This window comes from Companilactobacillus bobalius (assembly GCF_009764355.1).
On record NZ_LNUA01000077.1, the window covers coordinates 294722 to 319683 of the forward strand.

Genomic DNA, 24962 nt, shown 5'->3' on the forward strand with positions numbered 1-24962 from the left:
CGTATGTCAGTTGATAATTTAGGGGATTTAAAAAAATTAGTTCAATCTAAAGAAGATGGATTTGAAGTTACAGGATTAGCTTTTGAATTCTGTGATCAAGTACATCAGGCACAGGTATTTGGAAGTGGTTCCGATTGGTCAATAGCAGCAACTAATGGTTGGATGGCCTTAGTTACGGGATTTAATCATAAGATACATCGCATGTTCATGAGTCAGGATAAGAAAGAACGTGAAGATTTACAACATTTGATTTCTACGCAATATGTTATTAAAAAGACTGAGCAAGCTGAGAAATATCGATTAATTTTGAAGAAATAAAAAAACGACCATTAAATGATCGTTTTTTTTTATCCAAAATTACCAGAAACATAATCTTCAGTTGCTTGCATTTTAGGATTGGTAAAAATATTAACGGTTGAGTTGTATTCAATCACATGACCTAAATGTAAAAAAGCTGTGTAGTCACTAATACGTGAAGCTTGTTGAAGGTTATGAGTAACGATAATAATAGAATAATCTTTACTTAAATTTTTTAAAGTTTCTTCAATTTTAGAAGTTGAAATAGGATCTAGGGCACTAGCTGGTTCATCTAAAAGTAAGATGTCAGGGTGCATAGCAATTGATCTGGCAATGCAAAGACGTTGTTGTTGACCACCTGAAAGGGCGAGGGCACTTTTATCAAGGTCATCTTTGACTTCATCCCAAAGCGCCGCCCCTTTTAAACTTTGTTCCAGACGTTCTTCCAGTTCACTTTTTTTCTTTATTCCAGCATTCTTCAAGGCAAAAGTGATGTTTTCACGAATCGATTTAGCAAAAGGATTGGGTCTCTGAAAAACCATACCAATGTGTTTACGTACTTCGTAAACATTAGTTGCTGGTGAGTTGATGTTAACTCCACGATAAGAAATTTCGCCATCGACTGTAGCAACTTTATCGTTCATTCGATTCAAACAACGTAGAAAAGTTGACTTACCTGAACCAGAGGCTCCAATCAAAGCAGTGATTTTATATCTGGGAAAATTTAAATTTGCATCAAAGATTGCTTGGTTCTTACCATAATAGACTTGGACATCTTGTGTGGATAGAGCCAATTTTTCCTTAATATCTGTTATATAAGATTCATTCAAATTATATTCATTCATTTTTGGTACCTCATTTCGTGGCAGTAATTTTTTTGTATAGTTTATTACCCAAGAAACGAGCCCCTAGGTTAAAAAGAAGAATAACGATGATAAGTACGGCAGATGAAGCACTGGAAATTAAGTTTGCATCCGGTGTGACACTTTCAGTGTTAACTTTCCAAATATGGACAGCTAAAGTTTCGGCGGGACGCATTGGATTCAAGAAACTATTGGCGGAGAAGATATTCCAATTGCTGTAATCAACAGTTGGAGCACTTTGACCAGCTGTATAAATTAAAGCAGCGGCTTCACCGAAAATTCTACCAGCGCTCAAGATTAAACCCGTCAGAATTCCTGGTAATGCGGCGGGTAAAATAATTTTGGTTGTAGTTTTCCAATTAGACAAACCTAATGACATACCTGCTTCTCTTTGTAAATTGGGAACACTACGTAGTGATTCTTCAATATTTCTAGTTAACAGAGGAAGATTGAAGAAGGTTAGAGCAATTGCACCAGACAAGATGGAGAATCCAAGTTTCAATTTGATAACAAATAGCAAGTATCCAAACAAACCAACAACAACTGATGGTAATGAACTTAAGACTTCAACACTGGTTCTGATTAAATCAGTGAACCAATTGTCAGCAGCATATTCGGACAAGTAAATGCCGGCACCTAAACCAATTGGTAAAGAAACAATAATTGTTAATACTAGTAGATAGAGTGAATTGAATAACTGATCGCGAATACCACCACCAGCACTAAAAGATTGGGCAGCTGAAGTTAAGAAATGCCAAGAAATGTCAGGAACTCCATTGAAAAGAATATATCCTAAAATAGCAATCAATAGTAAAACCACAGCAACAACGATGGTGTAGATAATAAAACTAGCGATACGGTCGACTTTTTTAGCATTCATTTAGAAACGACCTCTCTTTCCAATGAATTTAACAATCAAATTAAGAATCAACGACATCAATAGAAGAATCAAAGCTAACGACCACAATGCATTATTAGGAAGAGTTCCCATAACAGTATTACCAATATCGGTGGTCAACTTACTTGTTAAGGTGGAAGCTGGTGAAATTAGGTTCTTAGGCATTAAGGCCGCATTACCAATAACCATTTGAACGGCTAAGGCTTCACCAAAGGCACGAGCCATACCGAAGATAATGGCTGTCAATAATCCTGGAATAGCAGCACGTAAAACCACTTTGTAAATAGTCTGCCATCTAGTTGCCCCTAAGGCTAAAGAGGCTTGACGATAGTACATGGGAACTGATTTGAGACTATCTACAGATAAGGAAATAATAGTTGGTAGAATCATTACGAATAAAACTAATGTACCTGAGAGAATACCGAATCCAGTTCCACCAAAGATTCCTCTAATAAAGGGAACGATGACAGATAGACCGATAAATCCATAAACAACTGAAGGAATACCGACTAGTAATTCGATGACAGGTTGTAAGATTTTACTACCGTTTTTACTTGAAAATTCTGACATAAAGATTGCTACGCCAATGGCAAAAGGAGTAGCAATTAAGGCGGCCAAAAGTGTCACACTAAATGAGGTAACGATCATTGGCAAAGCACCGATGTCAGGTCGTCCTTTGCTATCTAAGGCACCAGGATTCCAATTAGTCTTTGTCAAGAAGTCAAAAACATTAACTTTATCCTTAGTAAAAGTGGCCAAACCCTTAGAAGCAATGAAGTAGAGGATACATGTAACTAGTAAAATAATTAAACCAATGCATAGATAACAAATTCCCTTGCCAAAGTAGTCTTGAAAGGTGGCTTTGGATTTCGTTTGTAGTTTCTTTTGAATTTTATCCATAAGGGAATCACTCCTGTATATACAAAAAGAACCCCGACCAAGATTTACAAGGTTGAAGTCCCTCTGATTATTTATTTAGAACTAACTGTTCCTTTTGAATCTTTTTGAACTTTCATGTTATGAATACTGATATATCCCATATCTTTAACTAATGATTTTTGAACGTCATCTGAATTCATGTAGTTTAGGAATTTAGCAACGGCACCTTTAGCAGCTCCGTTTGTATACATGTGTTCATATGACCAGATCTTCCATTTGTTTGTTTCAACGTTAGCATCTGTTGGTTTAACATTGTCGATTGAAACAGCTTGGATCTTATCATTGATGTATGAGAATGCTAGGTAACTTACAGCACCTGGTGTACTTTCAACAATCTTTTGAACAGTACCATTTGAGTCTTGTTCTTGAGATTTAACAGCTTCAGTACCTTTTAATACAGCTGCTTCGAATGTTGCACGAGTACCACTACCTTTAGCACGGTTGACAACGGTGATTTTTTCGTCTTTACCACCAACTTCTTTCCAGTTAGTGATCTTACCAGTAAAGATTTTCTTAACTTGATCCATTGTAAGGTTCTTAACGTTAGCATCTTTGTTAACAACTGGAGCCATACCTACAACGGCAACTTTATGATCAGTGAGTTTCTTAGAATCAATACCTTGTTTTTCTTCAGCAAAGATATCAGAGTTACCAATTTCTACTGATTTATCTTGGACTTGGCTTAATCCAGTACCAGAACCTCCACCTTGAACAGTAATGTTGATCTTACTATTCTTCTTTTGGAAGTTTGTTGCTGCTTTTTCAACAAGTGGTTGTAGAGCAGTTGAACCAACAGCAGTAACCTTACCTGAAGTCTCATTGCTGCTGTTGCCTTTAGATGCAGCTGAGGAATCCTTGCTGCTACTATTTCCACAGCCTGTTAGGATTAGCATCAAAGCTGCAACTCCTAATACTAATGAAATGATAGTTTTCTTTTTCATTCTTAAAACCCCTATTCAAAGTCGTATTGGTAAATTTCTTTATCGAACAATATAAATATAAGGCGGCTGTGTATATATATTGTTTATTTAATGTAAAGTTTGTGTAAAGTTGTTAAAAAAATATACATTTAGCCAGTAGACTATCTTTTGCAAGGGATTCAGGGGTTTCACTTAATATAACAATAATTGTAAATGTATATATTCAAATACAATGGATGAATTGGTCTTTGTAAATGACCTACCTAATTTCCATTGTTATAATCAAAATGTTAAGTGGCTGTTGTTAGTTTTGTTAAGAAAATTTACCTTTTCTAAACTTTTTAATATTGTAAAGTTTCAGCCCTTGCAATATTAAATGACCGGAAGGAAGTAGAGATAGGATGCAACCGCTAGTATTGTTGAGTAATAAGCTATCACTTTTTATCGAGATTAATGGTTATTTTAATAATCAGGGATGGTTTATCAGGAATGTAACCGATCCAAATGAAGTTGAAAAGTTAGTTGAAAATGAAGATGTTGCTGGTTTACTTTGGGATTCATCAATCACCAGCATGAGTCAATCGTTAAAGATACTAAAATCATTACGCAGCAAGATTTCAGGGCCAATTATAGTTTTAGCACCTGCCAAAGATAAGAAGAGACGGTCACTCTTTTACAATATTAATATAGATAGTTTTATTACAAGACCGTTTGAATATCCTGAATTGGTAGCCAAGGTAAAGCAATTATTTTGGGTTTATGATCGTTTTTCTATCACTAATGATTTAAAGAAAAGTAAGAAACAGGAATATCGAACTGAAACGGTCAAGTATAACGATATAGTAATTGATTTCAAGCACTATCGAGTTACACATCGTGGCTATGATATTGGCCTGACACCGAAAGAATTCAGTTTATTTTGGTACTTAGTTCAGCACCGTGGAAAAGTTTTAAGTCGGGATCAATTGTTAGAGGGAGTTTGGGGATATGATTCTGCCGGCTCTAGTCGAACAGTTGACATTCATATCAGTCACTTAAGAGATAAATTAGCAGAAAAATCTGAAACCAAGGACTGCATTAAAACAGTGCGTGGCTTTGGTTACGTATTGGATAATCAATATCCACTAGTTTCAGAGAAATAAAAAAAGATCAATATAACGTAATTTCTACGTATGTATTGATCTTTTTTATTATTTTTGAAGTTTGATTCTAATCATTTTGTCGATTTCAGTAACCACTAGAACGATGGCTCCAGCGGCGACTGCCAATCCCCATTCAAGGGAGGTGATAGGTCCAGTTGAGAATATTTCTTGCATGAACGGTGTATAAGTTAAAAATAGTTGTAGCAAGAGCATCAAGCCAACGAAGACGAAGACTTTTGAGTTAGAGAAGAGTTCTTTTGATAAAGCCAATTTAGGTGTACGAATATTGAATAGGTAGAAAATCTTACCGATAATCAAAGTGTTAACCATAGTCGTACTGGATATCACTTCTCCCACGCCTTTATTGTTAAGGTAAATATCTATAATCAAACTGACAGCCGCAATAAGAATAGCAACGTAAGTCATCTGGAAAACATCATGACGACTCATTAATTTACTACCAGTTTTTCGTGGTTTCCGATTCATAATTCCTTCTTCAGCTGGTTCAAAGATTAAGGCAAATTGAATCGTGATGGCAGAAACCATGTTGATCCATAGTAATTGTGTCGGTTGAAGTGGAATTTCTTGTTTTGTCAGGATGGCATAGGCAACGATTAAACCTTCGGAGAAGGAGATAGGTAATAGGTAGAGAATACTCTTTTTAATGTTATCAAAGATTCGACGACCTTCTTTGATGGCTGATGACATAGTAGCAAAATTGTCGTCAGTCAAAATCATATCGGCAGAATCTTTGGCAACGTCGGTTCCTTTAATACCCATGGCAACACCGATATCGGCTCTCTTTAAGGCTGGAGCATCATTAACACCGTCACCAGTCATGGCAGTAACTTTGTTGTTTTTTTGCAATGCTTCGATAATTTCTAGTTTGTTACTAGGAGTCGTTCTGGCAAAAACTTGGTTTTCATCAGCAGCGGTAATCTTTTCCTCGTCTGATAAAGCATCCCATTGAGTACCAGTAATAGCATGAATCTCATCAGCTAATCCTAAACTTTGACCAATGGATTTAGCAGTAATTGCGTTGTCACCAGTAATCATTTTAACTTCAACACCAGCGCTACGCATGACTTTCAATGATTCAATCACTTCTTCACGTGGAGGGTCGATGATGGCGACTAAACCTAAGAAGTTAAGACCATCGACAATCATCTTATGGGTGATCTCATTTGTAGTGTCAGGTTCTTTTTCGTAACCGACGGCGATAACACGCTTACCTTCTTTAGAGAAACGTTCAACTTTGTCTACCCAACCATCATAGTCAAAGTTGGTATCTTGCTTTTTAGCCATAGCCAAAATTTTATCTGGGGCACCTTTAACGAAGAGGATACGCTCATTTTGTTTGTTCTTAACTAATTTACCGATGTAACGATAATCTGAATCAAACGGTAAAATATCGATTTCTTCAAATTCTTGAGGTTGATTGTAAGCAAATACTTTATGGTAGAGCGTCAAGAAAGCTCCATCAGTTGGTTCTCCATTAATGTGCCACTGACCATTCTCGTGTAACAAGTCAGTATCGTTAGCATAGTATCCGGCTTGTAAAAGTAATTTTAATTTAGGTGTCATTGCAACTGGTTTACCTTGATCTGAAATTTCACCAGTAGGTTCATAACCGGTTCCACTAACAGTTAGTTCTTGATCATCAATTAAAATATCAGTTACGGTCATTTCATTCTTGGTCAAAGTACCAGTTTTATCAGTTGCTACAACGTCAACTGAACCAAGCGTTTCGACTGCTGGTAAAGTTTTAACGATGGTATTTTGTTTCTTAGCCATATCACTAACACCTTTGGCCAAGATAACTGAAGTAGTAGCGGGCATACCTTCAGGAATAGCACCAACCATCATAGCTACAACGGCTAAAGCTAGAACTGGTAGGGCGTAGGTATCGAAAATTAAACCAATGATAAAAATTAGAGCTGAAGCAGCCACGATAGCATAAGAAACTTTTGTTCCTAAACCATCAATAATTTGCATTAATGGTGTCTTTCTTTGCTTAACGGCGCTAACTTCTTGAGAAATTTTACCAATTTCAGTATCAGAAGCAGTTCCGACAACTAGGCCGCTACCACTACCATTAGTTACAGCAGTTGAGGCGAAAGCCATATTAGTTTGTTCGGCCAAAGGAATGTTTTCATCCATTAAAGCTTCAGCGGTTTTAGCAACGGAATTGGATTCTCCGGTTAAAGCGGATTCCTGAATCCTTAGGTTATCAGAATCAATAATTCTAAGGTCAGCCGGTACATTATCACCAGCTTCTAAGAAAACTGTATCACCAACGACTAAATCTTCAGCGGGAATGTCTTTTCTTTGTCCGTCACGGTAAACAGTGGCTTCAATTGAGAGCATCTGTTTGATTTTTTCTAGAGCATCGGAAGCATTAACCTCTTGGTAGTAACCAATAATGGCATTGATAACAACTACCAATCCGATGATGATTGAGTCGGAGTAATGTCCCATCAATAAAGTAATGATTACCGAAGCAATCAAAACATAGATAACCATATTGTTAAATTGGCGTAGGAACATTTTCCATTTAGGTGTTCGATGTGATTCTAGTTTGTTAGGACCATTTTCTGCCAAACGTTTTTTAGCTTCTGAGGCAGTCAGTCCTTGTTTAAATTCATTTGTGTTATATGTTTCTTTGAGTTTTTCAAAGCCTATTTGATAAGGTTTAGGTTTCAATTTACATCTCCTCGAGTATTAAATTTGGGGTCAAAAAAAGCGCATTGCTTAGTAAGTAATGTGCCAAAACTCAGCTCCTAATTCGATGCAAGAAATATATAAGATTCGTCTTCAGTTAAAGTTCACTCCTTCAAATATCGTAATCTAAAGATATCAGGTCTCATATGTCATGTCAATATTAGAGAAACGATTAAATTATTTTAATAATAAATAATATGGAGTATACCAATACAGGAAATGTCTAGTCCATTGTTTTTATGTAAACGTTTAATTAGCTTACAATTTAATATTTAGGTATAAAGTCCTTGCAGTATTGGATGTATACCAGTATTATTAGCTTTGTTAAAAATGTTTTGTGTTTATAAGGAGGAAAATAGGAAAATGAAAACCTATCTTCAACGAATGGGTCGATCCCTTCAATTGCCAGTGGCTGTTTTACCAGCTGCAGCCTTACTAGAAGGTATTGGTCATTGGTTGCCACAAAATTGGGGTCTATCTCAATTTCTACAAATTGGTGGTACAGCTATCTTAAGTCAATTGGCATTATTGTTTGCCGTTGGACTATCGATCGGGATGTCTAAGGTCAAAGATGGTGCTTCAGCCATGGCTGGGGTAGTTGCTTATATTGTGCCAGTTTATGTACTTTCACCTAAAAATGTTGCTCTATTAAAGGGAATTAATGTTAAGGATGTTAATCCAGCTTTCAATGCGATTACCGGAAATGTCTTCATTGGTATTGTAGCTGGTTTAATTGCCGCAGCTTTGTTTGATCGTTTCCACGAGACGAAGTTACCAATGGCTCTATCATTCTTTAGTGGTAAGAGATTAGTACCAATTCTATCTACTTTAGTAATGTTATTGATTTCAGTTGTTCTATTATTCGTTTGGCCATTTCTATACGATGCTTTGATTAATTTTGGTAAATTCTTTGTTGGATTAGGAGCTGTTGGTGCCGGATTATTCGGTTTCTTCAACCGTTTATTGATCCCAACCGGATTGCACCAAGCTTTAAATCAAGTGTTCGAATTTAATATTGCTGGTATTAATGATATCGGTAATTTCTGGGCCAACAAGGGTACAAAGGGTATTACCGGAATGTATCTAGCAGGTTATTTCCCTGTTATGATGTTTGGACTTCCAGCAGGTGCTTTAGCAATTTATAAAAATGCCTTACCAGAACGTAAGAAAGCTACCGCTGGTCTAATGATGGCTGGTGCGTTTGCTTCATTCTTTACAGGTGTTACTGAACCATTGGAATTCTCATTTATGTTTGTTGCTTGGCCACTATATGTTATCCATGCTGTTTTGACAGGTCTATCAATGTTCTTTGCCGCATTGATGCATTGGACAGCTGGATTCACTTTCAGTGCCGGATTAGTTGATTATATTTTAAGTTTCCACATGCCAATCGCTAACAAGCCATATATGCTTTTAGTTCAAGGTATTGTGATGGCGTTCATTTATTACTTCGTATTTGATTTTGCTATCAAGAAGTTTAACTTGATGACGCCGGGTCGTGAACCGATTAATGTCGATAGTGCTAGTGATCAAAGTGCTGCTGTTGCCACATCTGATGACGATGATAAGTATATGATTGCCGCTAAAAAGATTTACGCTGGTATCGGTGGTCACGATAATATTAAAGTGATCGATAATTGTACAACACGTTTACGTCTTCAATTGGAAGATACTGGAAAAGCTAATAAGTCACAGATTATGAGTGCAAATGTTTCAGGAATCAATGTTTTGGATAAGACTAATATTCAAATTGTTGTCGGTACAGAAGTACAATTTGTTGCCGATGCTTTGAAGAAATTATATGACAACAATGTTGCTGTATCCGCTCCAGCAGCTACTGAAAAAGAATCAGAATCTAAATCAGAACCAGCAAGTGATGTTAAATCTGGTGAAACGGATGTCTTCTATAGTGTTGCTAACGGTGAATTGGAAGATATTGAAAAAGTTTCTGATCCAACCTTTGCACAAAAGATGTTAGGTGACGGTTATGCAGTTGTTCCAACTGATGGAAAGATTGTTGCTCCAGTGGATGGTACAATTACTACTATTTTCCCAACAAAACATGCTTTAGGTATTAAGACTGATAATGGACTAGAAGTATTAGTCCATATGGGAATCGATACTGTTCAATTAAAAGGTGAACCATTTGAAATTAAAGTTTCTGATGGTCAAAAAATTAAACATGGAGATCAACTTGCTCAAGTTGACCTTAAACAAATTACAGATGCTGGTAAGAAGACGGACATGATGGTGATTATCACTAATATGCCAAGTGTTGCCTACATGAAGTATGATGTTTTGAATCAAGAAGTTAAGTTAGATAATGAAGTTGTTAAAGTAACAACTAAATAAAAAAATAGAGCTCACACAAATGTGTGGGCTCTATTTTTTTAACCTAAGAATTCGAAAACGTCTTTTCGATCATATAAATGAAGGACTTTTTCTAAAATAAACTGTAAGGCTAATGATACGATTATTGGAATTACTAACCAGCTAATCAGTAATAGGGCGATATTTAATCCTGCTTCCATTGATGCTAGTGGACCAACTAGTCCAACTAAACCGAATCCGGCTGAAGCGGGTGTTCCTGAAATGGAGAATAATGCTACAGGAATCGCGGATATGGCAGCAGTTATCAAGCAAGGAATAAGAATGATAGGCTTTCTAAATAGATTTGGCATCATCATTTTCATAGCTCCTAGGGCAATCGCAATTGTTACACCAGGTTTGTTGATCTTCCAAGAATTAACGACCAGAACAATGGTAGTAGCTGCAACTCCCATAGCGGCAGCACCGGCAGATATACCATTTAGTTGAATCGCCATACCGATAGCAACAGTGGAAATTGGTGAAATAATGATGGTAGCAAAGGCGCAACTAATTAGGATACACATAATAATTGGTTGCAAATTAGTGAATGAGTTGATTCCATCACCAATTGCCTTAGTAATGTCAGTGACATATGGATAGAGATAAAAACCAATTAAGCCAGCGCCAACACCGACGACAATTGGGGTTAAGACGATTGCAACTGAACCGAATTTTTCACCTATCAGTAAAATTAATCCGACAGCAATCGCGGCTGTTAACATGGTGTTGATAATATCACCAGTACCAGCTCCGATGTAAGCCTGAGCTTTGGCATTGAATTTAATAACACCGGAACCGACGAAAGCAGCTCCACCAACGACCATCATAGGCATTGGCTTGAGTTCAAATTGAAGTGCAATTAGGGCTCCGATTAGTAGTGGTGTTGCAAGTTGGAAAATAATTGCCATTTGACCAATAGCAAGTGCAAAAGGATTGTTACCGAACAGTTTTAAGATAGCAGCTAAAACGGCATTGGGAATCAATCCGATGATAATACCGGTTGCGGTTCCTGATAATACTTTATTTAGAAAAATTTTGGCTGTTAGTTTTTGTTTCATAATAATCCTCCTGTGATTTGACTATTTAGCGCCAAGAATATCTTCTTTGCAGTGAATTAGTTGTGTCAATAAATCACAATATGGAGTAGGGATTTGATATTTTTTACCTTTACGAGAAACGGCACCGTTAATGTAGTCGATCTCTGTTAAACGATTATTCTTGATCAAATCTTGATACATAGATGGATAATGTTTACCGATTGTTTCAGGATCGAAGCAAGATTCAACATGGGCAACGACTTCATCAATATCCAAGTCAACACCTTCATGTTTGGCTACGGCCGCAAATTCATTTACAACTGTTACGACAATATCATGAGCTGGTTTAGTAGCACCGAATTCAGCCATATTGACATCAAGGATTGAACAAAGGCAGTTCATAGTTCCATTAACACAAGCTTTACGATAAATAGAATAGTGGATATTATCTGAATACTTAGCGTTTAAACCGGATTCGGAAAGAACTTTAGCTAAATTCTTAGCCGCATCTTCTTGATTCTGACCAAGATTTTGCAATTCAACAGAACCATTACCGAATAATTTAACTTCACCAGGTCCAACTAGACCGGCAGTCCACATTGTATTACCGATAAAAATATTTTCCATTGGGATATATTTTTCGATGGTATCTTCATGCCCAATACCATTTAAGAGGCATAGAATTTTTGTATTCTCGGCAATAAGTGGTTTGACATCTTGCAACATTTTAGCCAATTGCATTGATTTGGTGAATAAAATAATTAAGTCAGCCTTTGTGTCACCTTTGACCTCAGATGGAAGCATTACAGGGATATGTTCAGTGATATCCTCACCATTAAAGTTAGCCTTTAAACCGTTTTGACGGATGGCATCAACGTGAGCTGGCCAGCCATCAACTAAAGTGACATCGTTGCCACCTCTATGAAGCATAATTCCAAAGCGACTACCCATGGCACCCGCACCTGCGATAATAATTTTCATCGTGTTTACTCCTTTGTGATTTCTGTAACTATCATTATACTTGAATAGTTGTGAAAAAATCTACAAATAATTACGGTAAACGTTTTAATAAAAATAGGTGTTATTTTTGATTGCTGATAACAACTTTCCCAATCATATGATTTGTCTCTACTAATTGATGGGCTTTCTTCAAGTTATCTACGTTGATAGGGGATAAAGTTTTGGTCAGGGTGCTGTGAATAGTTTTGTTATCAAGTAGCTGAGAAATATTCTCAAGAATCTTGTGTTGTGTAATCATATCAGGTGTTTGATAAAAAGATTTGGAATACATCCATTCCCAAGAAAATGTTGCTCGTTTTTTGGTTAATTTTTTGATATCTATTGGACGATGGTTTTCAGTAATTGAAGTTATTCGACCACTTGGCTTAATGAGTTGGGCCATTTCATCCCAATGTCCATCAAGATCGTTTAACTCTAGAATGTAATCAACGTATTTGAAACCTAATTTATGGACCTCATCAACCAAGTTCTTACGGTGATTAACGGTAAAATCGGCATTATTTTGTCGTACCCAAGAAATGGTTTCAGCACGAGATGCGGTAGCAATTGTCTTTAATCCAACCCAGTGAGCCAATTGAGTAGCAATTGAACCTACACCGCCAGCACCATTAATGATTAGGATCGTATTTTGATGATTTTTTTCCTTATTATATGGAGAAATTTCTAATTGTTCAAAAAGAGCCTCCCATGCGGTTAATGAAGTTAATGGCATAGCAGCAATTTCAGCATCTGATAGAGTTTTTGGAGCATGACCAACGATTCTTTCATCAACTAATTGATATTCACTATTGCTGCCAGGTCTAATAAAGGAACCCGCATAAAATACTTTTTCACCATTATGGAAAAGCGTAACTTCTTTTCCGGTATCAACGACTACTCCAACGGCGTCCCATCCAATTACTTTGGGATTAGCTAAATTTTGATAACCGCTTTTTCTGACACCAACATCAACGGGATTAACTGATGTCGCAGATATTTTTACCAATAGATCATGTTCTTTTACCTCAGGCATGGGCTGTGAAAATTCGATTAAACTGTTTTTATCTTGAATAGGTAGATGTTCTGTAAATCCGATAGCTTTCATAATATATCCTCCTCGATGCTCTTAGTATTAATCATGTGAGGAATGTTAACAATCGTGAAATTTTTGTTACTAGTCATAAGTTGTTGCTTCAAGTTTTAAAAAAAGGTAATTTATATGTGGATTGATTGGGAGTGAAGATATGCAAAGACATATTTATGATTGTAATTCAGGTTGTCCGGTAGAAAGTACCTTACAAATAATATCTGGCAAGTGGAAAAGTGTTATCATCTACCATCTATTTCAAAATGAGATCTGCCATTTTGGAGAGTTACAGCGTGAATTAGTGGATTGTTCTAGGAGAATGCTTGCCTTACAGTTAAATGAATTAGAACAAGATGGAATAATTAAGAAAACTGTTTATCAATTGACCCCGTTGAAGACAGATTATCAATTAACGGAGTTTGGTAAAACTTTAGAGCCAGTTATTGAAGCTATGGCAAATTGGGGAGACCTTTATAATCAAAAAGAAGCCTCAAATGAGTAAATTATCATATTATTTTAAAAAAATCAGCCTTTTTTAGTACTTTTGTTTAATTCTAAAAAAGGCTTTTTTCTATATTTAAAAAAAATTAATGCGCTACCATTGGTACAGACCATTTACAGTAAATCCAATTCGTTTCATTTAAGAAATTACAGGGATTGATTTCAAGAAAAAGTAATACTACGATGTGTCACACAAAAGTAACAAGTGAAAAAACTCGTGATAAAGATATATTTATATAGGAATAAATTGGACAATTACCACTGTTTAGGGCTTTAGGAAAGACATAATTGAAAACTAGTGAAAATAGTAGACTGCTTTCAAATATCACAAACAACCATAAAAATGGACAAAAATAACAGAAATAAAATCATTTAATGAAGAACAAAAAATTAAAAACATTGTCAAAACGGTTCCAATTAATATGCCAAATGGACACAAAGAAATTCGTAAAAATCACAAAGATAGTTTAATTTGATTGTGGTCTAGACTTTTTTTTAAAAGTACTGTTTTTTTTTCTGAAAAAATGATATTATGTAAGGGTTCACATGAAGGGTGAGCTAGATTAAAACGGTTTATTAGGATATTATTCTATTTTTTTAGGCGACCATAATGGGTGGTCGAAGTAAGCGTTTTAATTATATAAAACATAAGGAGGAAGAAACATGGTTGGAATTATTATTGCAAGCCATGGTGACTTTGCCGACGGCATTAAGATGTCTGGTTCAATGATTTTCGGTGAACAAAAAGATGTTCAATCCGTTACATTGCAACCAAGCATGGGGCCTGATGACCTTAAGGCAAAATTGGAAGATGCTGTTTCCAAATTGGAAGACCAAGAACAAGTTTTGTTCCTTGTTGACCTTTGGGGTGGAACACCATTCAACCAAGTAAATGGTTTGTTCGAGGCACATAAGGATAAGTGGGCTATTGTTGCTGGTCTTAACTTACCTATGTTGATTGAAGCCTACGCTTCACGTATGTCAATGAACTCTGCACATGAAATTGCCGCTCATATTATTGAAACAGCAAAAGATGGTGTAAAGGTTCGTCCAGAATCACTACAACCTAAGGATGCTGCTCCTAAAGCTGCTCCTAAACAAACTGTTTCAGGTGGTAAGGCTGGTTCATTGGAATATGTTTTGGCACGTATTGATTCACGTCTATTGCATGGTCAAGTTGCTACTGCATGGTCAAAATCAGTTTCACCAACACGTATTATCGTTGTTTCAGATAACGTTGCTAAGGATGACTTGCGTAAACAATTGATTATGCAAGCTGCACCAGTTGGTGTTCATGCTCACGTTATCCCAATCAATCAAATGATCAAGATTGCTAAGGATGACAAACATTTCGGTGGCGAACGTGCATTACTATTGTTCGAAACACCACAAGATGTTGAAAAAGCTATCGAGGGTGGAGTTCCATTGAAGACTATCAATGTTGGTTCAATGGCTCACTCAGTTGGTAAAGTTCAACCTAATAAAGTTTTGGCATTTGATCAAAACGATATTGATACATTTAAGAAGATGGAATCACAAGGCATCAAATTTGATGTTCGTAAGGTTCCAACAGATTCTGAGGACAATCTTGATAATATTATGAAGAAAGCCCAAGCAGAATTGGATAAAAACAAATAGGGATTTAACTTTTATATAAGAAATAAAACGGAGGATTAATAATCATGCAATTAAATGCTATTCAGATTATTCTTGTCGTTTTGGTATCATTCCTAGCTGGTATGGAAGGTATTTTGGATGAATTCCATTTTCACCAACCAGTTATCGCATGTACTTTAATCGGCTTAGTTACAGGTCAATTGTTACCTTGTCTTATCCTTGGTGGATCACTACAAATGATCGCCTTAGGTTGGGCTAATATCGGTGCTGCCGTAGCACCTGATGCCGCTTTGGCATCTGTCGCTTCAGCTATTATTCTTGTTCTTGGTGGTAAAGGACAAAAGGGTGTTGGTTCAGCTATCGCTATTGCTGTTCCTTTGGCTGTTGCCGGACTACTTCTAACAATTCTATGTCGTACATTGGCAACTGGTATTGTTCATATTATGGATAAGGCTGCTGAAGAAGGTAGTTTTGCTAAAATTGATTTCTGGCAATATGTTGCTATTTGTATGCAAGGTTTACGTATCGCTATTCCTGCCGCATTGATTCTTGCAATCGGTGCTGGTCCTGTTAGATCATTACTAGATGCTATGCCTACTTGGTTGACAGATGGTTTGTCAATCGGTGGTGGTATGGTTGTTGCTGTTGGTTACGCAATGGTTATCAATATGATGGCTAGTCGTGAAGTATGGCCATTCTTTGCTATTGGTTTCGTACTTGCAACAGTTACAGATCTAACACTTATTGGTCTTGGTACTATCGGTATTTCTATGGCGCTCATCTACTTGAAATTATCTAAATCAGGTGGCAATGGCGGTTCAAATGGTGGTGGAGGTAACTCTAACACCGGTGATCCAGTCGGCGACATAATAGATAACTATTAAGAGGGGAGAACACATAAAAATGGCAGATCAAGTTAAAATTTCTAAAAAAGATAGAATCTCCGTTTGGTGGCGCTCAACGTTCCTTCAAGGTTCATGGAACTACGAACGTATGCAAAACGGTGGCTGGACTTATTCACTAATTCCAGTTTTGAAAAAATTATATAAGACAAAAGAAGATCGTGCTGCTGCTTTGAAGCGTCACATGGAATTCTTTAATTGTCATCCATACCTTTCATCACCTATTCTTGGTGTAACAATGGCATTGGAAGAGGAACGTGCAAACGGTGCCGCTATCGATGATGTTACAATCCAAGGTGTTAAAGTTGGTATGATGGGTCCTTTGGCTGGTATTGGTGATCCTGTGTTCTGGTTCACTGTTAAACCTATTATTGGTGCTTTAGCTGCTTCATTGGCTATGACTGGTAATATTCTTGGACCAATCATTTACTTCGTTGCATGGAATGCTATTCGTATGGCCTTCATGTGGTACACACAAGAGCTTGGTTACAAAGCTGGTTCTAAGATTACAGATGACGTTTCCGGTGGTGTCCTACAAGACATTACTAAAGGTGCTTCAATTCTAGGTATGTTTATCTTAGGTTCATTGATCAACCGTTGGGTTGTTGTTAAGTTCACACCAACAGTTTCAACTGTTAAGTTGGCTAAGGGTGCATACATTGACTGGTCAAAGATTCCATCAGGTGCACAAGGTATCAAACAAGCATTGATTCAACAAAAAGATGGTCTATCATTGACTGCTCATAAAGTAACAACATTGCAAGATAACTTGGATCAATTGATCCCTGGTTTAGCTGCTTTGCTTCTAACATTGTTCTGCATGTGGTTACTAAAGAAGAAAGTATCTCCAATCGTTATTATTCTTGGCTTGTTCGTTGTAGGTGTTCTTCTACACGTTCTACATGTTATGTAATAATTTGAGACTTTCAAAAAGTTTTACTAATTAAAAATGAGACATCAATTCGTTTTTGAGTTGATGTCTCATTTTCATTAGAACAAAAGTTATTGTACTTTTGATAATAAATAAGTTCCGCCGTATAATATTTTTAACAAAACAAAGGAGCGGTCAGATGGTTCAATCATTAAATACAAAGTCGGATTTGGTTATTCAAGGAACTTCTCATTTAGGGTTGACTGATTATGGGAAAATCATGATTGGGGATAAAGGATTTGAATTTTACGATGACCGTGATGTTTCAAACTATATTCAGATCCCATGGACAGAAGTTAAACAGGTCGTTGTCTCAGTGATGTTTGGTGGCAAGTGGATTCCACGTTATGCCATTCAAACAAAAAAGAACGGTATGTTTACTTTTTCTTCAAAAGATCCTAAGAGAGTTTTACGAGCAATTAGAGTTTATGTTAAACCTGAGGATATTGTAAAGTCCTTAACTTTCTTCCAGGTTGTTCGCAGAGCCTTTAAACGAAATCCCAAAAAGTAGAAACGATAGTTTGGTCAATTTGATCAAACTATTTTTTTGTGCCAGAAGTTACAAAGTGTCCATTTTTGAAACTTATTTTTGGATTATTTAAGCAATTAGTTCTATCTTTAGTGTAGTCATAAACAGTCAAGGTGATTGATATGGAAAACGAATTGAGATTCGCTAGAAAAATCAGTTTTAAACCACTGTTAGGCAGTATATTTCTTGGTGTAGCAGTGGGGGTGGTGATTATTTCAATCTTCCCCAATGAGCCGTTGATGTCGATTTTATGCGGCACAGTAGCATTTTTAATCGATAGCATGTTGATTTACCCATGGTCGCTGAAACACTTCTATGGTGGCTGGAAAATCACTGCCAAAGGAATATATTATATTGATGATGGAACTTGGAATAAAAAGGTAAAACTAATTTACTTACCATTTTTGCAACAAGATAAATTTATACCACTATCAGAGATTCAGGCTTTTTCAATTATTGATGGTGTAAATTTAATGAATAGTCATAACATTGCTGGAGGCACTTTAAACCGTCCCATCAATCGTCCGGAGCATCTGTTAATCGTTGAAACTAGGCAAGGTCAAGTGACCTTAAATCTTTCTTGGAACTACAAGGGGGAAGCCGTTTCCGATAAAAAAATTAATCAAATATTAGCAATACTAAAAAACTCATCCCGCTGACGGATGAGTTTTTTTAACAAATAAATATCTTGGCTTGTTGTGAAATACGTGAAGGGTGAGCTTTTAACAAAAAAGAAGTTTTGTGTAATTCGTATCTCAACGCTTAAATAATAGTTTATCGAACGCGTTTCATGTCAAGAACTTTTTCTATATAATTAAAATATAATAACTTTTAAGGAGAACTCATGAAATTTATAAAAAGTAATCTTGCAAAGATTATCATTGCCAGCCTAATTTTTCCGGCAGTCATGTTCATTTTGGCCTTTTTCATTAGGAAACATGCAGTCAGCAGTTATTGGCAGATGTTAAGTGATTTCTTAGTATTTGTCATAGCTTTCTTATTGAATAAGTTCTTTTTTCAGCAAAAAATAAATTGGTTCAACTCTAAAAATTGGTCGGCACAGTTATATACCGCGATGCCTGCAATAATTCTGATTGCAGTCTTAGATTCAGCAACGCTGACAGCTAGTGATTTAGCGGTTAAATTGAGAATCATTGTATTGTGTCTTTTAGTAGGATTAGCAGAGGAATATATTTTTAGAGGACTTCTAGTAAGTTTGTTTTTAAAATTATTCAATAATAACGTTTTAGGAGCAGTTTTAGGATCCAGTATTATGTTTGGCTTGATTCATACGATGAACTTAAAATCGATGCCAATTGGATATGTTTCAGGACAAGTGATCTTTGCTGCGGCGATTGGATTATTGTTCGGTACAATCTACGTTAAGACCAAAAATCTTTCAATAGTCATTCTTTTACACGCCTTACGCGATATGTTCCCAATGTTCTCCAATAAATTAATGGCAGAAGCAGCTAAAATGCAGTTCTCAATGTCTTCATTATATGTAATTGGCGTTCTATTTTTGATTACCTTGTTCATAGCATATGCTCAATTAAAGGATTTTAAGTTAGAAAGAGAGACAGTCTAAGTCATACTTATTTCCAATAATTCAGAAATTTAAAAAGGTACCTATTTAGAATCAGCAAGCATTGCGGATGTCTAAATAGATACCTTTTTTTAAAACTTTGAAGTTATTTCAGTTTTAGTGGTTGAGTCGTATCTAACCAATCATTAGTTTGAATATTCTTGAAGTACATTGTGACTTCTGAGTCAGTATCCTTTACTTTTACCAGAAGGGCACCATCAAAACTCTTGTTAGGTTGAACCAAACCGTTGTTACTGGAGTTGACGATAGTAGCGTATTCACCTTTAGCAGCGGTGGCTGATAATTGTTGATTATTTTGTTTCAACATAATAGCGGTATTTTGAACTCTCTGTGGAATTTCATTATTCTGAGTTTTATTCGTGTAGTTGTATTTAACCAATAAAGCCGCGTCACCATTACTGTCTTTGATCAATTTAACATCGTTTGAAATCTTGAAGGTATACCAATCTGTATCGTAAGTTAAATCAGTATAAGTTCCAGCATTCTTTATTTGATTAGTCGTCTTTTTTTGTTGATCATTGTTTTGCTTATTGTCATTTTCTTGTTGTTTTGCGGTAATTTCATCTGCACTTTTTTGTTTTTTAGCTTTTTTAATACTCTTTTTCTTAGTTGGCTTTTTCTTGGTTTCTTTTTTAGGCTTAACCTTTTCTATTTTATGAGAAGGCTGAGTCGTATGAGTGTTGTCTTTTGAAGAACTGGATTTCCAAAAAATAAGTAGACCAATTATTAAAATGATAATTAAAATTAAGAAAATGATAAAGGGCTTTCTTTTGTAAATGGGCGTACGTTTGCGCCGGAATGATTCACGTGTCATATTTTTATTTGAGTTATTATTGCGCCTGTTCATGATATATCTCCCTGACCGATGAATAGATAATTACTAGTTATGACCATAATATCATAATTGTTTACTATGAATTAATTTACTAAAAAATGCTATTACTTTTTTTAAAAAGTAATTTTAAATTAAAGTGTTGAACCGACTATTGAAAAGTGGTATAAATATCTGGTCGATGTTAATGAGATGTTAATTTTTATAGAAGGGGGTCGCAATGATGATGCTATTTAGAAATCATGGCGATTATGAAGTAACTTGTAATTTCTTGAGCAAAGAGGGCCAAGAAGTTGCAAAGAAGCGCGTTTGTCACAATGTTTCTAAGAAAGAAGCTCGTGACGGTATGAGAGATTATATTACAAATAGATTCTCTGATATTATCGATGTCGCTCATCCCATTAAAGTTGTTGCTAAGTTAACAGCTAAGTAAAGGATATTTAAGATAATAATGAACGAAGCCAATTCTGAATTAGAGTTGGCTTCGTTTTGTATATGGCACTATTTTTTATATTTTAAGAAAACATTGGTATGATAAGGGCGGGAGGCAACGTTATGGATCATGGAAAAATAACAGGTAGACGTTTCTTTTATGTCACCGCACTAAATGTCATAATTACGATCACAGAATTTATTGGTGGAATTTTTTCAGGTAGTTTAGGACTTATTTCGGATGCGTTTCATAACTTAGAAGACTCTTTGTCCATTATTATATCCTTTGTTGCCAATGTTATCGGACGCAAGAAAAATGATGTCCAGAAAACTTTCGGATATAAACGAGCTGAGATTTTAGCAGCATTCGTTAATTCAATTATTTTAGTCGTTATCACCGTTATGATGGTCTTTGAATCATTCAAACGATTGTCACGGCCTGAAGAGATCAATGGTCAATTGATGATGATTGTTTCAATAATCGGGCTATTGGCTAATTTTGTTTCAATGCTGGTCTTATTTTCTGGCTCTAAGCATAATTTAAATATTAAGGCAACGTTCTTACATATGTTGTCAGATACACTTTCGTCAGTAGGTGTTTTTGTTGCATCTATTTTCGTTATTCTTTTCAATTGGAATTGGGTGGATCCAGTTATAACAATAGTTATTGCCATTTGGCTTTTGAAAGAGGCTTACAGCGTCGTTTCGGAGACTGTCAATATTCTTATGGAGGCCAGTCCCAAAATTGATCTGGATGCAGTTCAGCAGGCAATTCTGACTATTCCTGAAATTGTTAAGGTTCATCATGTCCATTTGTGGATGATTGATGAGAATCATATCATGTTGGATGCTCATATTAACGTTGAGAAAAACTGCAATATGAAGGACTTGGATAAGCTTTACGATGTAGTAGATAAAATGTTGCAGGAACAGTTCAATATTACGCATGTTACATTGCAAGCCGAATGTAATCGAGGGATAGATAATTCGTTGATAGATTAATAAGAACAGCGATTTGTGCTAAGATTAAAAGGTAATTCTATAAATGAAAGTTGGAATGTCATAATATGGTAAAACTTGTTATGGTAAGACACGGCGAAAGTACAGCGAACGCATTAAATCAATATACTGGTTGGAATAATGTGGGCTTGACTCAAGAAGGGGTCGTTCAAGCACATGTGGCTGCTAAAAAGCTACAAGGCTTTGAATTTGAACATGTTCATACTTCAGTTTTGAAACGGGCAATCCTTACTGCATATATTATTCAGGATGATTTAAATCTTAATTATGTGCCGATTACAAAAAGTTGGCGCTTGAATGAACGTCATTACGGAGCTTTACGAGGTCAAAATAAAGATGCCACAAGAAGAGAATTTGGTGTTGAGCAAGTTCATCTGTGGAGAAGAAGTTTTTATGCTGTTCCACCTAAGCTTGATCATGCAGATCCTAATGTGGGTCCATATAAGTATTATGATGCTCGAATTATGCCTTTAGCAGAAAGTCTCTATGATGCTTATCAAAGAATTGTTCCATATTATGTTGATCAAGTTGCTCCTAGGTTATTAGATGGTAAAGATCAACTGATTGTGGCTCATGGAAGTACTATTCGAGCTTTGATCAAATATATTGAAGCCATTAGTGACCAAGATATCGATGGTGTTGAAGTCGCTAATGGAACGCCTTTGATTTATGAATTTGATAAAAAATTAAATATTTTAAACTCAAATCGTCAGAGCAAATAAAAGACTAGTTAACTGAAAACTGGTCTTTTTTGTTGCCATAAAGTGTTGCCATGGTATGTGATAAATGTAGCAAATATTGGTACGAGTGGGACCAAAAATTTTTTTAAGAAAATGCTTTCTTTTTTTTCATTATGAGGTACACTATTTAAATGGTCTAGATATTTACTTGGTTTTATGCCAAGTGGACAAATTAGATGAAAAAGTAGTAATGTTCGAAGCAAGTTTTATTTTATGTATCATTAGAAACCAAGATTGTTCCTTATATACAAAAAAATTATCACTTTAAAAAAAGATTATTACTAATATTTTGCGAATTAGAGGGAATTTTTATGAATATTTTAATTGCGCTAATACCAGCGTTAGGTTGGGGTTTCATGCCAATCATCACCGGTAAAATTGGTGGTTCTCCTGCTAACCAAATGTTTGGAATTGGTGCTGGTGCGACAATCGTCGGGTTTGTCGCTTACTTAATAACACAGCCAACTGTTAATACAACCGCTTTTTGGTTCTCAGTTCTCTGTGGTGCTCTATGGACTATTGGACAGATAGGACAATTCATTTCATTCAAACGTATTGGAGTTTCAGGTACAGTTCCACTATCGACTGTATTTCAATTAGTAGGTAATTCTATTATTGGAATGTTGATTTTTGGTGACTGGGCTGGGGCACAGGCTAAGATAATTGGAATCATTGCTTTATTGATCGTAGTTGTGGGTGCCTTATTAACTTCAGTAACTGATAGTTCTGAAGGAAACAAAATGGAATTAAAGGATGCTATTTTCCTATTATGTACGACAGTAGGTTTTTGGATCTATTCTTCATTCCCTAATATGCCAATTGTTAAAAACCAAAGTGGTACAGCTATTTTCTTACCAGAAATGCTAGGAATTTTAGTTGGAGCAATCATCTATGCACTATTTACAGATGTTAAAGCCTTTAAACAAAAAGAACACTATTTAAACATCTTTGCTGGAATTGCTTGGGGAATCGCCGCCTTTGCTTATATTTTCTCAGCTAAGGCAAACGGTAATACTTCAGCCTTCATTTGGACACAATTGAACGTTGTAATTGGTACCTTTGGTGGAATCTTTATTCTACACGAACATAAAAGTAGCCATGAAATGAAATTCACGGTTCTAGGTATTGTATTGATCGTTATCGGAAGTGTCGCAACATCATTTGCATAAACTACAAACAATCCTTAGAGATTGTTTTTTTTTACATTAAAATGGGATTATAAGGAGGAGCAAAATGATCAAACATATTTTTTCAGACATGGATGGAACCTTGTTAAATAGTGAAGGCAACGTTAGTGATGTAAATGTCTCAGCAATAAAGAATAGTGGGATTCCGTTCACTCTAGTTTCAGCACGGGCACCGATGGAAATGGCCAATGCTATTGATAAATTGGATTTAACTGATCCTCAGATTGGATTTAATGGTGGATTGATTTATAAGAAAACAGCTACTGGTTTCAAAATTTTAGATGATAAACCTCTAAATATGATTAGTTTCTGGAAATTAATGAAAGTAATTCAAACAGAATTTCCTAATGTCAGTTGTAGTTGTTATGGATTAAATGATTGGTATGTTGAAAAAATCGATGAAGGTATTAATTATGAATCCAAGTTGACGGGGCAGAAAACTACATTGATTGATTTTGACGATTTGTTAGATACTAAGTTATATAAAATTATGATGATAACTTTTGATCTGAATTTAATGGAACAATTAAATCAAACACTCTTGAATCTTAATGTTGCTGACGTTAGCATTAAACGCTCTGGTGATAATTATTTAGAGATAACTAGTAATTTGGCTCAGAAATCAAAAGGAATAAAATATATTCAAGATTTAGAAAAACTGTCTAAAGAAGAAATGGCAGCCTTTGGTGATGGTCATAACGACTTGCCAATGCTAACAAATGTTGGTACACCAATTGTTATGGCTAATGCTCCTTTGGAGATTCAACAATATGGTAAGTATACGACTAAAAGTAATGATGATGATGGTGTTGCATATGGAATTGAGAGCTTTTTAGAGAAATAATTAATAAACTTCCTACAAACTACCATTGGTAGAAGAAAAGGAACTTAGATGGCTTTAAATTTACTTATATGAGAGAGCAAAAAAATCACTAGATTATTCTAGTGATTTTTATTTAGTATTAGGCTTTAACGGCTTTAGTTAAGTGTTTAATTAGGTATTCATTTTCACCGTATCCGGAGTTTAGAAAGATATATTTTTGAGTGTTGTAGATAAAACTAATACGACTAGTACCATAGAATTCTTCAACCATAATGTCAGTGATATCCGATAATGGAATGTTGATACGATGAAGTTTTCTCATTCCTCTAACTAAGGTCATTGAAATTACATTATTCTTGAATTCGTAATCGACGTAGCCCATGAAATTATGTGCATCTTTGTCGATGATTTGAATATATGTAAACATAATGATCATCTCTTTGCTAGTTATTTTTTAATTAGTTATTTTAACAAGAATCAGAGTATTCTCTTTAGAAGTTATTCTTTAATTCTTGATTACCTGAGATTATAAAGAGATTTTCTAGTAAAAGGGACTGATAAGAGCCGAT

Annotated in this window: 25 protein-coding genes; 15 read left to right on the top strand and 10 right to left on the bottom strand. The window is 35.6% G+C overall.

Annotation, left to right across the window (positions count from 1 at the left end; genetic code table 11):
• The first annotated feature begins 3 nt into the window (after positions 1-3).
• Entirely contained in the window at positions 4-318 is a 315-nt protein-coding gene (locus ATN92_RS17910) for a hypothetical protein (protein ID WP_056954468.1), read from the top strand.
• A gap of 29 nt (positions 319-347) precedes the next feature.
• On the opposite strand, the gene pstB is transcribed toward ATN92_RS17910, so the two are convergent.
• The 4 genes from pstB to ATN92_RS17930 form a co-directional block, all read right to left on the bottom strand.
• The gene (gene pstB, locus ATN92_RS17915; RefSeq protein WP_056954469.1) at positions 348-1142 is read right to left on the bottom strand and encodes a phosphate ABC transporter ATP-binding protein PstB; all 795 of its coding nucleotides are present in this window, start codon (positions 1140-1142) and stop codon (positions 348-350) included.
• Between the two features lie 10 nt (positions 1143-1152).
• The gene (pstA, locus tag ATN92_RS17920; protein ID WP_056954470.1) at positions 1153-2040 is read right to left on the bottom strand and encodes a phosphate ABC transporter permease PstA; all 888 of its coding nucleotides are present in this window, start codon (positions 2038-2040) and stop codon (positions 1153-1155) included.
• Entirely contained in the window at positions 2041-2958 is a 918-nt protein-coding gene (pstC, locus tag ATN92_RS17925; RefSeq protein ID WP_056954472.1) for a phosphate ABC transporter permease subunit PstC, read from the bottom strand. It lies immediately after the preceding gene.
• A 71-nt stretch (positions 2959-3029) separates the two neighbouring features.
• Entirely contained in the window at positions 3030-3938 is a 909-nt protein-coding gene (locus tag ATN92_RS17930; protein ID WP_056954473.1) for a phosphate ABC transporter substrate-binding protein PstS family protein, read from the bottom strand.
• 380 nt (positions 3939-4318) lie between these two features.
• Between ATN92_RS17930 and ATN92_RS17935 the strand changes: the two genes are divergently transcribed.
• Positions 4319-5059 carry a response regulator transcription factor gene (locus ATN92_RS17935; protein ID WP_056954474.1) on the top strand — a complete coding sequence of 247 codons (741 nt, stop codon included), beginning with the start codon at positions 4319-4321 and terminating at the stop codon, positions 5057-5059.
• 48 nt (positions 5060-5107) lie between these two features.
• On the opposite strand, the gene ATN92_RS17940 is transcribed toward ATN92_RS17935, so the two are convergent.
• Complete coding sequence (locus ATN92_RS17940; RefSeq protein ID WP_056954475.1) at positions 5108-7762, bottom strand: HAD-IC family P-type ATPase; 2655 nt, start codon at positions 7760-7762, stop codon at positions 5108-5110.
• 381 nt (positions 7763-8143) lie between these two features.
• On the opposite strand from ATN92_RS17940, the gene nagE reads away from it, so the two are divergent.
• The gene (gene nagE / locus ATN92_RS17945; RefSeq protein WP_056954476.1) at positions 8144-10132 is read left to right on the top strand and encodes an N-acetylglucosamine-specific PTS transporter subunit IIBC; all 1989 of its coding nucleotides are present in this window, start codon (positions 8144-8146) and stop codon (positions 10130-10132) included.
• A 38-nt stretch (positions 10133-10170) separates the two neighbouring features.
• On the opposite strand, the gene ATN92_RS17950 is transcribed toward nagE, so the two are convergent.
• The 3 genes from ATN92_RS17950 to ATN92_RS17960 all read right to left on the bottom strand — a co-directional run bounded on the left by ATN92_RS17950 (position 10171) and on the right by ATN92_RS17960 (position 13291).
• The gene (locus tag ATN92_RS17950; RefSeq protein ID WP_056954477.1) at positions 10171-11208 is read right to left on the bottom strand and encodes a PTS sugar transporter subunit IIC; all 1038 of its coding nucleotides are present in this window, start codon (positions 11206-11208) and stop codon (positions 10171-10173) included.
• 21 nt (positions 11209-11229) lie between these two features.
• Positions 11230-12168, bottom strand: coding sequence for a 2-dehydropantoate 2-reductase (locus ATN92_RS17955; protein ID WP_056954478.1), 939 nt, complete (start codon positions 12166-12168; stop codon positions 11230-11232).
• Between the two features lie 100 nt (positions 12169-12268).
• On the bottom strand, positions 12269-13291 hold the full coding sequence (locus ATN92_RS17960) for a zinc-binding alcohol dehydrogenase family protein (protein WP_056954479.1): 1023 nt from the start codon (positions 13289-13291) through the stop codon (positions 12269-12271).
• Positions 13292-13430: 139 nt separating this feature from the next.
• Between ATN92_RS17960 and ATN92_RS17965 the strand changes: the two genes are divergently transcribed.
• The 7 genes from ATN92_RS17965 to ATN92_RS17995 all read left to right on the top strand — a co-directional run bounded on the left by ATN92_RS17965 (position 13431) and on the right by ATN92_RS17995 (position 19341).
• Entirely contained in the window at positions 13431-13775 is a 345-nt protein-coding gene (locus ATN92_RS17965) for a winged helix-turn-helix transcriptional regulator (protein ID WP_056954480.1), read from the top strand.
• A 662-nt stretch (positions 13776-14437) separates the two neighbouring features.
• Positions 14438-15412, top strand: coding sequence for a PTS sugar transporter subunit IIB (locus ATN92_RS17970; protein WP_056954482.1), 975 nt, complete (start codon positions 14438-14440; stop codon positions 15410-15412).
• A 44-nt stretch (positions 15413-15456) separates the two neighbouring features.
• The gene (locus tag ATN92_RS17975) at positions 15457-16275 is read left to right on the top strand and encodes a PTS mannose/fructose/sorbose transporter subunit IIC (RefSeq protein WP_056954483.1); all 819 of its coding nucleotides are present in this window, start codon (positions 15457-15459) and stop codon (positions 16273-16275) included.
• A 19-nt stretch (positions 16276-16294) separates the two neighbouring features.
• On the top strand, positions 16295-17206 hold the full coding sequence (locus ATN92_RS17980) for a PTS system mannose/fructose/sorbose family transporter subunit IID (RefSeq protein WP_054642493.1): 912 nt from the start codon (positions 16295-16297) through the stop codon (positions 17204-17206).
• 157 nt (positions 17207-17363) lie between these two features.
• Positions 17364-17735 (top strand): DUF956 family protein, encoded by a 372-nt coding sequence (locus tag ATN92_RS17985; protein ID WP_054642494.1) that lies wholly within the window; start codon positions 17364-17366, stop codon positions 17733-17735.
• Positions 17736-17875: 140 nt separating this feature from the next.
• On the top strand, positions 17876-18412 hold the full coding sequence (locus ATN92_RS17990; RefSeq protein WP_056954484.1) for a hypothetical protein: 537 nt from the start codon (positions 17876-17878) through the stop codon (positions 18410-18412).
• A 185-nt stretch (positions 18413-18597) separates the two neighbouring features.
• The gene (locus ATN92_RS17995) at positions 18598-19341 is read left to right on the top strand and encodes a CPBP family intramembrane glutamic endopeptidase (RefSeq protein WP_056954485.1); all 744 of its coding nucleotides are present in this window, start codon (positions 18598-18600) and stop codon (positions 19339-19341) included.
• Between the two features lie 103 nt (positions 19342-19444).
• On the opposite strand, the gene ATN92_RS18000 is transcribed toward ATN92_RS17995, so the two are convergent.
• Entirely contained in the window at positions 19445-20206 is a 762-nt protein-coding gene (locus ATN92_RS18000) for a DUF4352 domain-containing protein (protein ID WP_056954486.1), read from the bottom strand.
• A 205-nt stretch (positions 20207-20411) separates the two neighbouring features.
• Here ATN92_RS18000 and ATN92_RS18005 point away from each other — a divergent pair, with 205 nt between their 5' ends.
• From ATN92_RS18005 to ATN92_RS18025, 5 genes are all read left to right on the top strand, one after another.
• Positions 20412-20624 carry a hypothetical protein gene (locus ATN92_RS18005; protein ID WP_225868701.1) on the top strand — a complete coding sequence of 71 codons (213 nt, stop codon included), beginning with the start codon at positions 20412-20414 and terminating at the stop codon, positions 20622-20624.
• A 122-nt stretch (positions 20625-20746) separates the two neighbouring features.
• Positions 20747-21625: a cation diffusion facilitator family transporter gene (locus ATN92_RS18010; protein WP_056954487.1), complete on the top strand. Its 879-nt coding sequence runs from the start codon at positions 20747-20749 to the stop codon at positions 21623-21625.
• 65 nt (positions 21626-21690) lie between these two features.
• On the top strand, positions 21691-22365 hold the full coding sequence (locus tag ATN92_RS18015) for a 2,3-bisphosphoglycerate-dependent phosphoglycerate mutase (RefSeq protein WP_056954489.1): 675 nt from the start codon (positions 21691-21693) through the stop codon (positions 22363-22365).
• 329 nt (positions 22366-22694) lie between these two features.
• Positions 22695-23552: a GRP family sugar transporter gene (locus tag ATN92_RS18020; protein ID WP_056954490.1), complete on the top strand. Its 858-nt coding sequence runs from the start codon at positions 22695-22697 to the stop codon at positions 23550-23552.
• Between the two features lie 64 nt (positions 23553-23616).
• Positions 23617-24414, top strand: a complete 798-nt coding sequence (locus ATN92_RS18025; protein WP_056954491.1) for a Cof-type HAD-IIB family hydrolase — start codon at positions 23617-23619, stop codon at positions 24412-24414.
• Positions 24415-24532: 118 nt separating this feature from the next.
• Here ATN92_RS18025 and ATN92_RS18030 read toward each other — a convergent pair whose 3' ends face one another.
• Positions 24533-24820 carry a hypothetical protein gene (locus ATN92_RS18030; protein WP_056954492.1) on the bottom strand — a complete coding sequence of 96 codons (288 nt, stop codon included), beginning with the start codon at positions 24818-24820 and terminating at the stop codon, positions 24533-24535.
• Between the last annotated feature and the right edge of the window lie 142 nt (positions 24821-24962).